Raw genomic sequence first — 13763 nt, 5'->3', positions numbered from 1 at the left:
ATCCTCTCTTTTCTGATTTTGTTGCAGCGGCATTAAAACAAAGCCGTCTGGTTTAAGAAAAGCAAAAGGCCATCAAAAAATTGATGGCCTTTTTTGCATAAAAAAACGCCCGGGTAAAAACCCGGGCGTCTCGCGTGACGGTAAGCGTCAACCCCCTTGCTCGACATATAGTCTTTTGATTACTTCCCCCCGAAAGAATCATAAAAAGACTTTAGTCTTTTAGACCAATCCCCCTTGAATTAAGGCCTGTATTGAAGGCTATGCGACTTCTGCGATCTTGTCATCGTGCTTTTCATGTCTGTGCTAAAATGGACGAGAAATGTGTTATAGATGCAACATTAGTTGCGAACCACTCTCTCATTTTTGTCTTACAATAAAAATAGCTACCAAGATCCCCCATCCCGTTATTTTGATAAAAACTTCTTTTGTATTTTTTTCATCATTAAAGTTGATTGAAAAAGAAAAAGTTCAGTTGCAGCAACGGGTTCTGACATTTACAAGCATTAAAAATAACCTTTTTATGACAGATGAAGTTTTTATCCTATGCGCTTATCCCGTTATTTTCTTCCTGTGATGAAAGAAACGCCGGCTGATGCCCAGATTATCAGCCACAAACTCATGCTAAGAGCTGGCATGATTCGCCAGACGGCTGCCGGTATTTATGCATGGCTTCCCTTGGGACTGCGGGTTTTGCGCCGGATTGAAAAAATTATCCGCGAAGAACAAGCTCGGGCTGGTGCGCTTGAATTATTGATGCCGACGCTTCAGACGGCTGACTTGTGGCGCGAATCTGGCCGGTATGATGCTTATGGCCCAGAAATGCTGCGCATCAAAGACAGACATAATCGCGAATTGCTGTATGGTCCGACCAACGAAGAAATGATTACCGCGCTTATTCGCGATAATCTGCAAAGCTATCGCGATCTGCCGCGTATTTTCTACCATATTCAATGGAAATTCCGCGATGAAGTCCGACCGCGTTTCGGGGTAATGCGTGGCCGAGAATTCCTGATGAAGGATGCTTACAGCTTCGATATTGATGAAACGGCTGGTCGTCACAATTATAATCGGATGTTCGTTGCTTATTTGAACAGCTTTTCACGCCTTGGGTTAAGAGCTATCCCAATGCAGGCCGATACTGGACCTATCGGTGGTGATTTATCGCACGAATTTATCGTTCTTGCTCCAAATGGCGAAAGCGATGTTTTCTATCATAGCAATTGGGAACAGCCGACCCGCCATATCGAAGCTGACTTTGATGATCCCAAAGCGCTTCAAAGCATCGTTAACGATCATATTTCTGATTATGCCGCCACAGATGAAAAGCGCGATCCTTTAAGGGAAGCGCAAGCAGGCGACAAGCTGCGCCAGTCTCGCGGTATCGAAGTCGGCCATATTTTCTTCTTTGGCACAAAATATTCAAAACCGATGGGATTCACCCTCCCCGGCCCCGATGGAAAACCAATTCCGATCCAGATGGGCAGCTATGGCATTGGTATTTCCCGCCTTTTGGGTGCCATTATCGAAGCCAGCCATGACGATAATGGCATCATCTGGCCGGAAGCCGTTGCCCCTTATCATGTCGGTCTTATCAATCTTAGAATTGATGACGAAAATTGCCGAGCCATTGCGGATTCTCTCTATCAACGTTTGGAAGCCGCAGGCATTGATACCCTTTACGATGACCGTAATGAAAGAGGCGGTGCCAAATTTGCTACCATGGATCTGATCGGTCTGCCTTGGCAGGTTGTTATTGGCCCCAAAGGTGCTGAAAAAGGCGTTGTCGAGCTGAAAAACCGCGCAAGTGGTGAAAAGCAGACTATTTCTGTTGAAGACGCCTTCAATCTTCTTACTGCAGGTCATCAACAGCGATGATTCTTTCCGCCTATGAACGAATAATAGCCAGAAGATACCTTTTACCGGGCAAGGGCGAAGCGTTCATATTTTTGGTGGCCTCTATTAGCCTTTTGGCTGTTACTTTAGGGGTCGCCGCTCTCATCATTGTGATGAGCGTCATGAACGGGTTCAGGGCGGAATTATTTGATAAAATCGTAGGCATTAACGGCCATGCTGTGATTCAAGGCTATAATGGAGAGCTTGCGAATTGGCGACCTATCCTTGACGCCACAAAAAAGACGACCGGTGTAACCAGTGCCATCCCTCTTATTGAACAACCTCTGATGGCGACCCATGCGGGTCGCGTTGAGGGGGTTTTATTAAGGGGAATGGCCTTAAATGATGTTAATAATAACAATCTTATCCGTTCAAATATTCGAGAAGGCCATCTCAACGAATTAAAAGCAGGTTCCAACAATGTTATTATCGGTATTCGGTTAGCTGAACAGCTTGGAATCCATGCGGGCGATGATATCAGCCTCATATCCCCCGCAGGACAAACAACACCTTTTGGAACCGTGCCAAGAATCGTCTCTTACAGAGTAGCCGCGATATTTGAAGTCGGTGTGTATGATTACGATAAGGCCTTCGTGATTATGCCGCTTTCTGATGCACAGACCCTGCTGATGATGAATGATACGGTTGGTATTATCGAGATTAAAACCAATAATGCCGATCGTGTGGGACAAATACTTGATCCGTTAAAAGACAGAGTCGCCAATGTCGGGGTTTTACAGGATTGGCGCAGTATGAATGCCAGCCTGTTTCAGGCGTTATCCGTTGAACGGGTCGTGATGTTCTGGATTCTAGCTCTGATTATTCTTGTTGCCGCATTCAATATCTTGTCTTCTCTGATTATGCTAGTTCGCGCCAAAAACAGAGACATTGCTATTCTAAGGACGATGGGTGCATCCCGCATCGCCATGCTAAAAATCTTTATGGCCGTGGGTTTGGCGATTGGTAGTTTGGGAACCTTAGCTGGCGTTATTTTGGCCTTTGTTATCCTTTATTTCCGCCAACCCTTAGTTAATGCCATTCAATATTTCAGTGGTCAGAATCTATGGGATCCTTCGATCCGCATTATCACTGAACTGCCAGCGCGGGTCGATCCGATTGAGGTCATTGGCATTATTGCCTTGTCTATTGGTTCCAGCTTCCTCTTCACGCTTTATCCTGCATGGAAGGCCGCCAGCACTGATCCGGTTGAGGTCTTGCGCTATGAATAGTTCGCTATCCTATAACAATGTTATTGAAGTAACCGACCTTCAAAGAGCATTCAAACAGGGCGAACATGAAATCCAAATCTTGCGCGGGATTGATCTGATCGTCAGGCGAGGTGAAATTTTGGCGCTTTTGGGGCCTTCTGGTGCAGGAAAATCGACTTTTCTGCAAGCGATTGGTCTTCTGGAAAATGGATTTACAGGCTCTATCAATATTCTGGGGCAAGAAATCGGCTCTTTGAATGATAGAGAGCGCACCGCTATTCGGCGGGATCATCTTGGCTTTGTTTATCAATTCCATCACTTGCTGCCTGATTTTTCAGCTTTAGAAAATGTGATGCTTCCCCAACTCATTCAGGGTAAATCTCCGCAGCAGGCTAAAGAACACGCCCATTTTTTGCTCGACTCTTTAAAGCTGGAAAAACGTCTAAAACATTACCCTTCCCAACTATCGGGGGGTGAACAACAACGGGTAGCGGTAGCCCGCGCTTTAGCCAATCGTCCAGCCTTAGTTCTAGCCGATGAACCGACAGGCAATCTCGATGAAGCTACCGGTGATATTGTGCTGCATGAATTTTTAAGACTAGTGCGCCGCCAAGGCTCTGCGGCGATTATAGCGACCCATAACATGGCTATGGCTCGCAAGATGGATAGAATCGTTACCTTACATGACGGCCGTCTAATCGAAGAATATTAGGCTTTGCGCTCTGCCTTATCTGAAGTTTCTGGCAAAGGAAGAATTGTGCTATGTTTTAGCTCTTCCATAGAGAAAATGGCGCTGACATCCGTCAGTTTCACACGACTGACCAGCTTTTTATAAAGACGATCATATTCACTAATGCTCGCGACCTGTAATTTCAAAAGATAGTCAATATCCCCTGCCAAACGATAAAACTCTATTACTTCCGGCGATTCATTGACGATTTGCAGAAAGTTATCCAACCAATCTTGGGAATGTTCCGCGCAGCGGATACAGACGAACACTGTAATACCAAGCCCGATTTTCTGGGGATCAAGCAAAGTTACACGATTTTTGATAACACCATCCGCTTCCAAAAGCCGGATACGACGCCAACAGGCATTCGCTGACAGACCTGTTTTTTCTGATAATTCAGCCATAGTCGCTGTGGCATCATGCTGAAGCAGGTCTAAAATTTTGATATCAAAATCATCCAGCTTTCTGATCATAATTAGGTATTTTTCCCAGAAAATTTCATTTTTTGTTTAAAAATTTATAATATCAAGCATCTGAATCTGCAATTTTTTTAAAATTCTGCCCATCACAAAAAACTGATCACTGTCGAATGAAATTACTAGAGATCAAGAACTAAACGGGCAGAACGGGCGCGTGAACAGCAAATAGCGATTTCTTTATTCTGGGCTTTTTCCTCTTCCGACTGGATGTGGTCACGATGATCGGCCTCTCCCGATACCAATCCAACCATGCAAGCCCCGCAAACCCCTTCTTCACAAGCGATGACCGTTTCGATACCCGATTTTTCTAAGGCATCGGCGATTGTCTGCCCAGATGTAACCGGAATAACTTCACCGCTAGATGCTATCTCAATTTCGAAAACCTCTTTTCCGTCACCAACAAAAGAGCCGGAATCCGGCAGTTTTTTGCTATCCATATTCCTTGATTTCCAACTGTAGAATTTAACTTAAGACTTTATGTGTCGGGTTAAAATCAGAACAACCTTATCCGACCTCATAACAGAAAAGATCAGGCCTCATTCCTTTGAAGCTGCTACTGACATAGCGTATAGTGAAGGATAATTTTCCGGCAACAGAGTTGATAAGCCCAGCGGTTTCTAATCCTGTTTTATACAACTATGGCGGATCTTATATTGGAGAAAAGGCGCTTATCCTATCTTAAAAAGATCAGCATAATATTTTTTCGTCTTGTAATATAATTATTTAATATTTTTGAAAAAAATATATCTAAAAAACCTTATTTCGTTATCTATTTTATTGTCTTAAATAGCGGCTAAGAACAGATAGCTGTTATCTATCTTTTTACACTTCTCGCTAAATTTACTTTTGCTTTTGGAGAGAATTCATATGCTGAGCGATATCGAAATCGCTAGAGCCGCAACCTTAAAACCGATTACCGAGATTGCTGGCCGCCTGAATATTCCTGATGAATCTGTTTTGTCTTATGGACACACCATCGCCAAACTTGATGGGGAATATCTGAACAGCCTATCATCCAAGCCTCGCGGTAAACTGGTTCTTGTAAGCGCAATTACCCCGACCCCTGCCGGAGAAGGTAAAACGACAACGACGGTTGGTCTTGGAGATGCTTTTAACCGGATCGGGAAAAAAGCGGTTATCTGTCTGCGTGAACCGTCTTTAGGCCCTTGCTTTGGCGTTAAAGGTGGGGCTGCTGGTGGTGGTTATGCACAGGTCGTTCCGATGGAACGCATCAATTTGCATTTCACTGGTGATTTTCATGCCATTACTTCCGCGCATGACCTTCTGGCCGCGATGATTGATAATCATGTCCATTGGGGCAATGCGCCTGTTATGGATCGTAACAGCATTACCTTCCGTCGGGTCATTGATATGAATGACCGGATGCTTCGCAATATGGTTATCGGTCTTGGCGGGAAAGCCAATGGCTATCCACGTGAAGGTGGTTTCGATATCAGCGTTGCTTCTGAAGTTATGGCTATTCTTTGTCTTGCTTCGGATCTGAAAGATCTCCGTAGCCGTCTGGAAAGAATCATTATCGGCGAAGATAACGATCATAATCCAGTCGCAGCCGCCAAAATTAAAGCGGCGGGTGCAATGACAGCCCTTTTGAAAGATGCTTTACAGCCGAATCTTGTGCAGACCTTGGAAGGTAATCCTGCGCTTATTCATGGCGGGCCTTTCGCGAATATTGCTCATGGTTGTAACTCCCTGATTGCAACGAAAGCCGCATTACATCTCGGCGATATTGCAATCACCGAGGCAGGTTTTGGTGCAGATCTTGGTGCCGAAAAATTCTTCGACATCAAATGCCGTCAGGCCAATCTTGAACCGGATGCAGTCGTTCTGGTCGCCACAATCCGTGCATTGAAGATGCATGGTGGGGTTGCCTTGGCTGATTTGAAAAACGAGAATATTGCGGCGCTTGAAACCGGCTTTGCCAATCTTGCCCGTCATGCTGAAAATCTTGCTAAATTCGGTGTCAAAACGGTGGTCGCTATCAACCGCTTCCATAGCGATACTGAAGCTGAATTAGACAAACTTCAGGATCTTTGCGCCTCGATCGGTCTTGATTCCGCTGTCTGCACCCATTTCACTGATGGTGGCGCGGGTGCCGAAGATTTGGCTCGTAAATTGTCTACTATCTTGGATGCACCGAAGGAAGATTCTTTCCGCCTTCTCTATCCTGACGAAATGCCACTTTGGAAGAAGATCGAAACGATCGCCAAAGAAATTTATCGCGCAGGTGAAGTTGTGCCGCAGGGTGCCGTTCTCAAGAAGCTGAAAAGCTTTGAAGAACAGGGCTTTGGTGATTTGCCTGTTTGTATTGCAAAAACGCAATCTTCTTTCTCGGCAGATCCAAAAGCCAAGAATGCGCCGACTGGCCATATCTTCCCGATTAGAGAAGTTCGCTTGAATGCCGGTGCTGGCTTTATTGTCGCTATTTCCGGTAATATCATGACGATGCCGGGCTTACCGCGCCATCCAGCCGCCGAAAATATCGATATCAATGAGAATAACGAAATTATCGGCCTCGCTTAATTTAATTTCAAAACGAAGCTAAGAAAAAAGCTTCCTGAGAAATCAGGAAGCTTTTTTTGATATCAATCAAATGGATTTTCCGGTGATCGGAAATGTAACCGAATAGGCACTGAACCAAAATCAAGATCAGACCGAAGGCTATTGATTAAATAGCGTTCATAGCTGGTTGGTAATTGATCCACGCGGGTTCCAAATAAAACAAACGTCGGTGGCCGTGTCTTGATCTGGGTTAAATAGCGTAATTTGATACGTTTGCCGCCCGGTGCAGGAGGCGCATGATGCGCGATTGCACGCGTTAGCCAACGATTAAGTTGACCGGTTGAAACTCGACGGCTCCATGCTTTTCTCGTCTCAAAAGCGGCTTTTAATAAGGGATCAACCCCCCGTCCAGTCAATGCCGAAATTGTGATAAGTGGGACACCCTTGACCTGTGCCAGACCATCATTCAGCCCTTCCCTGATAGCCTGCAAAAAAGCTGACGGGTTTTCGACCATATCCCATTTATTGATAGCGATAATCAGACTGCGCCCTTCTTCAAGAACACGATCCGCAATACGCAAATCCTGTCCTTCAAGACCTTGCGTGCCATCCAGCAACAAGACGACAACTTCCGCATAGTCAATCGTGCGGAAAGTATCCATCACAGACAAACGTTCCATCTTATCAACAACACGAGATTTCTTACGAAGCCCTGCTGTATCAATCAAACGGACAGGCCGTCCTTGCCATGACCAGTCAATCGCAATTGAATCGCGGGTAATACCGGCTTCCGGCCCCGTAATCATACGGTCAACACCAATCAAGCGATTGATAAGCGTTGATTTACCTGCATTCGGACGGCCGACAATCGCTAACTGCAAAGGCGACAGATCAATTTCTTCTTCGCTTTTCTCTTCGTTCTCATCTTCCGAAGAGTCGGCTTCTTCAAGAGCATCGCCTTCGACAAAGGGTCTTAAAGCTTGAAATAGGCCAACCAGCCCCTCACCATGCTCGGCAGAGAAAGGCAGAGGTTCGCCGAAACCCAAAGAATAGGCTTCTAAAAGCCCAGATTCACCGCCCTTACCTTCGCATTTATTGGCAAGAACAATAATCGGTTTTCCTAAAGCCCTTAACCAGCGAGCAATTTCCTCATCAAGAGGCGTTATGCCCTGTCGTGCATCAATGACGAATAAGGCGACATCACATTCTTTAACGGCAGCTTCAGTCTGGACGCGCATTCTTCCGGGTAAGCTGGCTGGGTCTTCATCTTCAAAACCAGCCGTATCAATAACCCGAAAAGGCATCCCGATAAGTTCGGCATCGCCTTCACGACGATCGCGGGTAACGCCCGGACGATCATCCACCAGAGCGAGCCTTTTCCCAACCAATCTATTGAATAAAGTGGATTTTCCGACATTCGGGCGGCCAATAATGGCAACGCTTGGCATATTATTTTCCTATTGAGAGCAAAGGCTCACTAAAATAACGGGGAAGTAAGGTAATTTTACTATGGATTAGTGCCATGCCTGTAACTGACCATTTTCTCCCAATAAATATAAATTATTACGAGCGACAACAGGGGTTACAACCATAGGCAGACCAAGGCGACGTCTGGAAATCATTTGACCATCGGCTGGATCAACTTCGATCAATTCCCCACGGTTATTGGTCAGAATCAGCCGTCCTCCAGCCAGAACAGGACCATTCCAGTTAATGGGACCTGTTTTCTTGGAGGGGTTAGCCCAAGCCTTTAATTCACTCATCCAGCGGATATGACCATTTGAGCGTTGAATGGCGAGCAATTTCGCATCCATCGTTACAACAAATATCCATTGTCCAACGACCCAAGGCGTTGAAAAGCCAGATATATTGAGTTCCCATAAACGCTGCCCCATAAACAAATCGACAGCGACCATTCGGCCACCTTGCCCAACGGCATAAACATGACCGTTATCAATAACGGGGAAAGCATTAATATCGGACAGGCTGCCAACCGTCGTGGAAATGCTGGTGCGAGATAAAGCATCCTGCCACACCTCATACCCATTTTCATAACGATAAGCACTTAATTCGCCTGAAGAGAATCCGGCAATAACGGTACCATGGGCAATAGACGGTGCTGCCGCTCCAAAAATAGCGGTTGTTTCCAAGGTTGCCGCATCAGACCATTGCAGCTCTCCGGTATCTTCAGAAAGGGCGTATATCTGGTTGTCGCGAGAAATCACATAGACATTGCCAAGACCAACACCGGGAGCGCCTCTTACAGGACCTCCGGGACGTTTAACCCAAAGCTGTTTACCCGTTTTGGCATCAAAGGCCGCCACATCACCAATACCAGAAGTCGCAAACAAACGATCACCGTCAACACTAACACCACCACCAAATAAAGCGGCACTATTCGAGCTTCCTCGGCGAGGCTTCTTGTTTTTTATTCTGATTTTTTCGGCTCTTTCCCACAGAGCATAAGCCTGCTTGTCCGAGCGATTGGGAGCCGGTAACGGCTCTTCCTCTTCATCACCGGTCGGAATATTTTTGATAATGTCGTGGCCATCACCGACCATTTTTTTCCAAAGTAGCTTTCCGCTATCTGCATCAAAAGCATAAAGATGGGCATGTGTATCAACGACATATAAACGACCATCCGAGATCACAGGTCCCGAAGCCATGCGGGCGCGGGTACTTCCGCCGCCGATATGCGCCTGCCAAAGCCGTTTCGTCGCTTTACCAAGTTCCAAATGCCCCATGGATTTTTCAGCATTACCGCCTGGCTGTTCCCATGTGTCATTCAAAAAGGCATCGGGAACAGTTACCGGCACTGATGCCAAGCCGGAATCAATCTCAACCCCATTCTCGGTCATAAGAATAGGGGTGCGTTCTCCGATAAGTGGGGTTTTCGGCTTATTTTCTTTTGCCATATTGCATGATGCGACTGAAAAAGCACAAAGACAGCTGACTGCAACATGCTGCAAAAGACGTGTTTTGCTTAACCTATTTGCCATTAACGTTTATCCCCAGCTACTCTTATTTTTTATCCGACGCTGGTGTCGCCGTCGCGGCCTGTTGCGGCTTTTCTTTATTGTTGCCCACAATATCAGCATAAGAATTAGCCAGTGACTTGGCACGTTCACGGATATCTTCAGGAACAGAAGTATCAGAATAAATTCTCTGATAAATCTTGACGGCTTGTTCCGGTTTATTTTCTTTTAAATAAGCAGCCGCCTGCATCTCACCGGCACTTCCTAGCCAACGGCTACCAGGGGCAACCAAAGGCTGAAGCCGTTTAATGACATTTTCAGGAGGAACCGTATCCAGTTCAATAGCACTTAAATGCAAAGTCGCAACAGCGTGCAAAATGTCACCGGCAGCCGGATCATTAAGAACCGTTTGATATAAAGTGGTCGCACTTTTGACGTCCCCCTTATCCGACAGGACACCAGCTTTTAGAAAACGGCCAAGATTGGCATAAACCGGATCATTGGAAGTGATCAGCTTATCCAAGGTTGCTACATCCTTGACTTGTCCACCTTGAATTACTGGCGCGATAGCGGCTGCCAAGGCATCGCCATGGCTATTGATAGCCTCTTGTTTATGGCGATGATATGACCAACAGCCGATACCGCCCACACCGACGATAAGAAGGATAACGGCAATCGCAGCCGTGATGCACCGACGATGAGCAACACAAAAGGGCGTTTTTGTCTCATCATTCGTTTCGGAAGCGGTCTGTAACGTATTCTGGTTATCGTTGCTGTTATGTGGCAGGTCAGCCAAGGTCGTCTCCAACATCAATCAACAATCACACCTTAAAAGCTCAAGGCGAATCAGTTATTTCAAGCCATTAAGTTTATAAGGTGCCGTTTTATCTTCACAAAGATTTAAGCAGATAACGTCTCGGATAAAGAGAAGAATCCGTCAATGGCTGATATTAGAAATTATCACTTAAATACTCAGAAAGGCCTTATCGCCTAATCTACTAAGTGATACCATCTAAAAATATTTTTTAAGGAGAAAAATTTGCTTGAAACAGCAAGTTCGCTTTATTGAAAGGGAAAGCATACCCTTTAAAGAAGGGCCATAAAAAATGGCGCGAGTGACGAGACTTGAACTCGCGACCTCCGGCGTGACAGGCCGGCGCTCTAACCAACTGAGCTACACCCGCTTGGGATGGCCTGTCCTCTAAGGTAGGTTGGCCGTGCCGTCAAGCATAATTTGAATAAATTTCCATTTTTTTCAAAAAAAACAGGAAAATACGCCTTTTTAGTTATCAAAGGCCTGTGCTTCGATCTCATCGAAGGAAAATTCTGGCCAAAAACGCAACGGGACGCTATAGCCACCCTACCCTTTCATTGAGTCTCTCAATGACAAAAATTGAAAAATCCATCCGCCCGAACGGAACAACTGCTGCATTTCACCGCATCAGACGAACGGGCAGCCTTGTAAAAAGTTCCGATGGATTGACCAAAAGGGAATAGAGGGTCACCAAGAAGTTCGGTTATTTAATTCATCCATCTTGGATGCTTTGAAGCGACAAGACGTGATTATTCTGCTGTCCCAAGACTGATTATATTCTTGCATTATATATGGGACATCCGAAAATTGCGCAGGTTATGGAGTTGTCGATGTCCGCTTTAGGACATTTATTTTGTAAAAAATGGGCAAAATTAATTTTACCTGTAGCCGCCATCACCTTTCCGGCACATCAGGCCATAGCCGCCGCCCTTCCTTTGGGCGTAACCTTGGCGAGTAACGTGGCTATTGCGAAAAGCCAGCCCGTCGCCAATACGTCATTCGATTATAATAATAATACTGTCGCCAATCACGCTCGACAGGCATTAGCGAAATCATCTGATTATTCCGAAGAGAATGAAAATCTTTCGGCTGATGAGTTAGAACAGCAATCCGAAGGCGCACAAACCATGTGCATGGCCAAAGTTGTTTATCACGAAGCGGCGAATCAGCCCCGTGAAGGCCAGATTGCGATTGCACAGCTTATTTTAAATCGGGCGGAAGCCGGTGGTCGTTTTCCGCAAACAGTCTGCGGTGTGACTAATCAGCCGGGGCAGTTTTTTGACACCACCCGTTACACGCCGCCGCGTCAGGATCGTCGCTGGCAGAAGGCGATTGAGGTAGCCCATGAAGTTTTGACGGGTAGCAGTGAAGACCTCACCAAGGGGGCTTTATTCTATCATGCCAATTCGCAGGCACCTAATCACTTTTTTAAAACGCGCACCCGCGTCAATGCTTTGGGTAGCCACGTTTTTTATCGTTAACGCCTAAATTCGGGAGGCTATTCAGCCTCCTCCCCTTCCTGATTTGGGAAATGAAGCGCTTCCAGCTTCTTCCAATAACGATGTAAAAAATCTCTTGGCGTGGACAAGCCAATCTCGGCGGTTAAATCGCGCCAGCTATCAGCCGTAGAAACAATCGGGGCTGTCCATATTGTTGGAGCCAAAGAATCCGCCCAATCTGCAATAGCCTCGGCATTCAACAAGGCTAATAAAAGGCTTGCCGTCGAAATAACAATGCCTGTCCACAAGCCTGCTCGCTTCCGATCATTTTTATCACTGGGCAAGTCAATGGGTGAAAAGTCATTAGGCATAATGCCTTATTCCCCTATCAAAACTGGTAATAAATAAAGGGCGCGACACCCTCGTAACGCATAGCATCAATAATCAAGATCAAAACCGCTATCGCGATTCCAACAGCCCACGACGGCCAATTCTTTATTTTCATGGCGAGATGGGTCAGCCCTTGCCGTGGCAAGAAATGAATTACCAATCCGAACAGAACTAACATCACCATTAACGGCGTTACCTGTCCTGCAGACCACGAACCTTGGGTAATATTTTTCAAATATTGGATCGCGGATGAAAAGCTGTCTGCTCGGAAAAATATCCATCCAACCACGACGATATGGAAGGTAAAAATCGTGCGCATCCAAACGGGTAGACTCGGCCAACTGGCGGGTTTGATCCGGCTCCAAAAACGCTCACAGGCAAGAACCCCGCCATGAAGCGCGCCCCAAATCACAAAGGTCATATTGGCACCATGCCATAACCCACCAATTAACATCGTGATAAAGAGATTCAGATAGGTTCTAAATGCCCCGCAACGGTTGCCCCCCAGCCAACCAATATAAACATAGTCACGTAACCAAGAAGACAGGCTGATATGCCAACGCCGCCAAAAATCCTGTAGAGAAGCGGCGCGATAAGGCTGGTTAAAATTGACAGGAAAACGATACCCTAACAACGCAGCCAAACCGATGGCCATATCACTATAAGCTGAGAAATCGCAGTAAATCTGGGCAGCATAGCCATAAGCAGCCATGACTAATTCCAAACTCGAATGGGAGGATGGATCAAAAAAGACCGGATCAACTAATTGGGTCGAAATTTCTGAAGCCACCACTGCTTTTTTAAATAGTCCCCAGACAATCAACAGCAAAGCCATCGAAATTTTGGATTTTTCAAAAGGCGGCACAGCCTTAAATTGAGGTAAAAGTTCCGATGCCCGAACAATGGGCCCTGCCACCAAATGCGGGAAAAACGACATTAACAATAAGATGTCGCCCAAAGAGGCCGGTGGCACTTTCCTCTTTTCGACATCGACCAGATAGGACATTCCCTGAAAAGTAAAGAAGCTGACCCCGACAGGGAGAACAATTTCCATAAAGGGTAAATGCGGCGCATATCCCAACAATCCACAAAAGGCGGCGATCTGGTTCAGCAAAAAAGCATAATATTTGAAGAAAGCCAGAATAGACACATTGCCGATGATACCGGCTATCATAATCCGCTTACGTGCTTTTCCTTCGTAACAGGATAACCAAGCGGCCATCGCCCAATTAAAAACAGCCGATAAGATTAATAAGGCAACAAAACGCCAATCCCACCAACCATAAAAAAACCAGCTTGCAATCAACAAGGCTAT

The 13763-nt window shown here is 45.9% G+C and carries 12 protein-coding genes and 1 tRNA gene; 5 read left to right on the top strand and 8 right to left on the bottom strand.

Annotated features, from left to right (window positions below; translation table 11 throughout):
* The first annotated feature begins 543 nt into the window (after positions 1-543).
* Genes proS through LDL18_RS04275 form a run of 3 tightly spaced genes read left to right on the top strand, consistent with a single transcriptional unit; the run spans position 544 to position 3813 of the window.
* Positions 544-1875 carry a proline--tRNA ligase gene (gene proS / locus LDL18_RS04285; RefSeq protein WP_012817305.1) on the top strand — a complete coding sequence of 444 codons (1332 nt, stop codon included), beginning with the start codon at positions 544-546 and terminating at the stop codon, positions 1873-1875.
* Complete coding sequence (locus tag LDL18_RS04280; RefSeq protein WP_296507143.1) at positions 1872-3122, top strand: lipoprotein-releasing ABC transporter permease subunit; 1251 nt, start codon at positions 1872-1874, stop codon at positions 3120-3122. Before proS ends, LDL18_RS04280 begins: the two co-directional genes overlap by 4 nt.
* Positions 3115-3813 carry an ABC transporter ATP-binding protein gene (locus tag LDL18_RS04275; protein ID WP_296507142.1) on the top strand — a complete coding sequence of 233 codons (699 nt, stop codon included), beginning with the start codon at positions 3115-3117 and terminating at the stop codon, positions 3811-3813. The genes LDL18_RS04280 and LDL18_RS04275 overlap by 8 nt, the downstream gene beginning before the upstream one ends.
* On the opposite strand, the gene LDL18_RS04270 is transcribed toward LDL18_RS04275, so the two are convergent.
* Entirely contained in the window at positions 3810-4304 is a 495-nt protein-coding gene (locus tag LDL18_RS04270) for an Lrp/AsnC family transcriptional regulator (protein ID WP_011240366.1), read from the bottom strand. The genes LDL18_RS04275 and LDL18_RS04270 overlap by 4 nt on opposite strands.
* Before the next feature lie 125 nt (positions 4305-4429).
* Complete coding sequence (locus tag LDL18_RS04265; RefSeq protein WP_296507141.1) at positions 4430-4747, bottom strand: 2Fe-2S iron-sulfur cluster binding domain-containing protein; 318 nt, start codon at positions 4745-4747, stop codon at positions 4430-4432.
* Between the two features lie 430 nt (positions 4748-5177).
* On the opposite strand from LDL18_RS04265, the gene LDL18_RS04260 reads away from it, so the two are divergent.
* Positions 5178-6851: a formate--tetrahydrofolate ligase gene (locus LDL18_RS04260; RefSeq protein WP_296507140.1), complete on the top strand. Its 1674-nt coding sequence runs from the start codon at positions 5178-5180 to the stop codon at positions 6849-6851.
* Positions 6852-6913: 62 nt separating this feature from the next.
* Here the strand turns inward: LDL18_RS04260 and der are convergent, their stop codons facing one another.
* From der to LDL18_RS04240, 4 genes are all read right to left on the bottom strand, one after another.
* Positions 6914-8278 carry a ribosome biogenesis GTPase Der gene (gene der / locus LDL18_RS04255; protein ID WP_296507139.1) on the bottom strand — a complete coding sequence of 455 codons (1365 nt, stop codon included), beginning with the start codon at positions 8276-8278 and terminating at the stop codon, positions 6914-6916.
* A gap of 66 nt (positions 8279-8344) precedes the next feature.
* Positions 8345-9829, bottom strand: coding sequence for a PQQ-binding-like beta-propeller repeat protein (locus tag LDL18_RS04250; protein WP_296507138.1), 1485 nt, complete (start codon positions 9827-9829; stop codon positions 8345-8347).
* A gap of 22 nt (positions 9830-9851) precedes the next feature.
* Positions 9852-10616 (bottom strand): tetratricopeptide repeat protein, encoded by a 765-nt coding sequence (locus tag LDL18_RS04245; protein ID WP_296507137.1) that lies wholly within the window; start codon positions 10614-10616, stop codon positions 9852-9854.
* Between the two features lie 296 nt (positions 10617-10912).
* A tRNA-Asp gene (locus LDL18_RS04240) sits at positions 10913-10989 on the bottom strand.
* A 460-nt stretch (positions 10990-11449) separates the two neighbouring features.
* On the opposite strand from LDL18_RS04240, the gene LDL18_RS04235 reads away from it, so the two are divergent.
* Positions 11450-12100, top strand: coding sequence for a cell wall hydrolase (locus LDL18_RS04235; RefSeq protein WP_296507136.1), 651 nt, complete (start codon positions 11450-11452; stop codon positions 12098-12100).
* 17 nt (positions 12101-12117) lie between these two features.
* Here LDL18_RS04235 and LDL18_RS04230 read toward each other — a convergent pair whose 3' ends face one another.
* Both LDL18_RS04230 and LDL18_RS04225 read right to left on the bottom strand, forming a co-directional pair.
* Positions 12118-12429 carry a hypothetical protein gene (locus LDL18_RS04230; RefSeq protein WP_296507135.1) on the bottom strand — a complete coding sequence of 104 codons (312 nt, stop codon included), beginning with the start codon at positions 12427-12429 and terminating at the stop codon, positions 12118-12120.
* Positions 12430-12446: 17 nt separating this feature from the next.
* On the bottom strand, positions 12447-13763 hold a 1317-nt coding region (locus LDL18_RS04225), incomplete at its 5' end, for an MBOAT family O-acyltransferase (RefSeq protein ID WP_296507134.1).

Origin of the sequence: Zymomonas sp. (genome assembly GCF_020216885.1) — a bacterium.
Lineage (GTDB): Bacteria > Pseudomonadota > Alphaproteobacteria > Sphingomonadales > Sphingomonadaceae > Zymomonas.
The sequence above is the reverse complement of the archived record's forward strand: the minus strand, read 5'-3'. Positions and strand labels throughout refer to the sequence as shown.

What these genes read in the sequence shown, in the direction of transcription:
- LDL18_RS04265 (WP_296507141.1), bottom strand. Translation starts at nt 4,747, where the DNA reads ATGGATAGCAAAAAACTGCCGGATTCCGGCTCTTTTGTTGGTGACGGA.
- LDL18_RS04275 (WP_296507142.1), top strand. Translation starts at nt 3,115, where the DNA reads ATGAATAGTTCGCTATCCTATAACAATGTTATTGAAGTAACCGACCTT.
- LDL18_RS04270 (WP_011240366.1), bottom strand. Translation starts at nt 4,304, where the DNA reads ATGATCAGAAAGCTGGATGATTTTGATATCAAAATTTTAGACCTGCTT.
- LDL18_RS04235 (WP_296507136.1), top strand. Translation starts at nt 11,450, where the DNA reads ATGTCCGCTTTAGGACATTTATTTTGTAAAAAATGGGCAAAATTAATT.
- LDL18_RS04280 (WP_296507143.1), top strand. Translation starts at nt 1,872, where the DNA reads ATGATTCTTTCCGCCTATGAACGAATAATAGCCAGAAGATACCTTTTA.
- LDL18_RS04260 (WP_296507140.1), top strand. Translation starts at nt 5,178, where the DNA reads ATGCTGAGCGATATCGAAATCGCTAGAGCCGCAACCTTAAAACCGATT.
- LDL18_RS04230 (WP_296507135.1), bottom strand. Translation starts at nt 12,429, where the DNA reads ATGCCTAATGACTTTTCACCCATTGACTTGCCCAGTGATAAAAATGAT.
- proS (WP_012817305.1), top strand. Translation starts at nt 544, where the DNA reads ATGCGCTTATCCCGTTATTTTCTTCCTGTGATGAAAGAAACGCCGGCT.
- LDL18_RS04250 (WP_296507138.1), bottom strand. Translation starts at nt 9,829, where the DNA reads ATGGCAAATAGGTTAAGCAAAACACGTCTTTTGCAGCATGTTGCAGTC.
- der (WP_296507139.1), bottom strand. Translation starts at nt 8,278, where the DNA reads ATGCCAAGCGTTGCCATTATTGGCCGCCCGAATGTCGGAAAATCCACT.
- LDL18_RS04245 (WP_296507137.1), bottom strand. Translation starts at nt 10,616, where the DNA reads ATGTTGGAGACGACCTTGGCTGACCTGCCACATAACAGCAACGATAAC.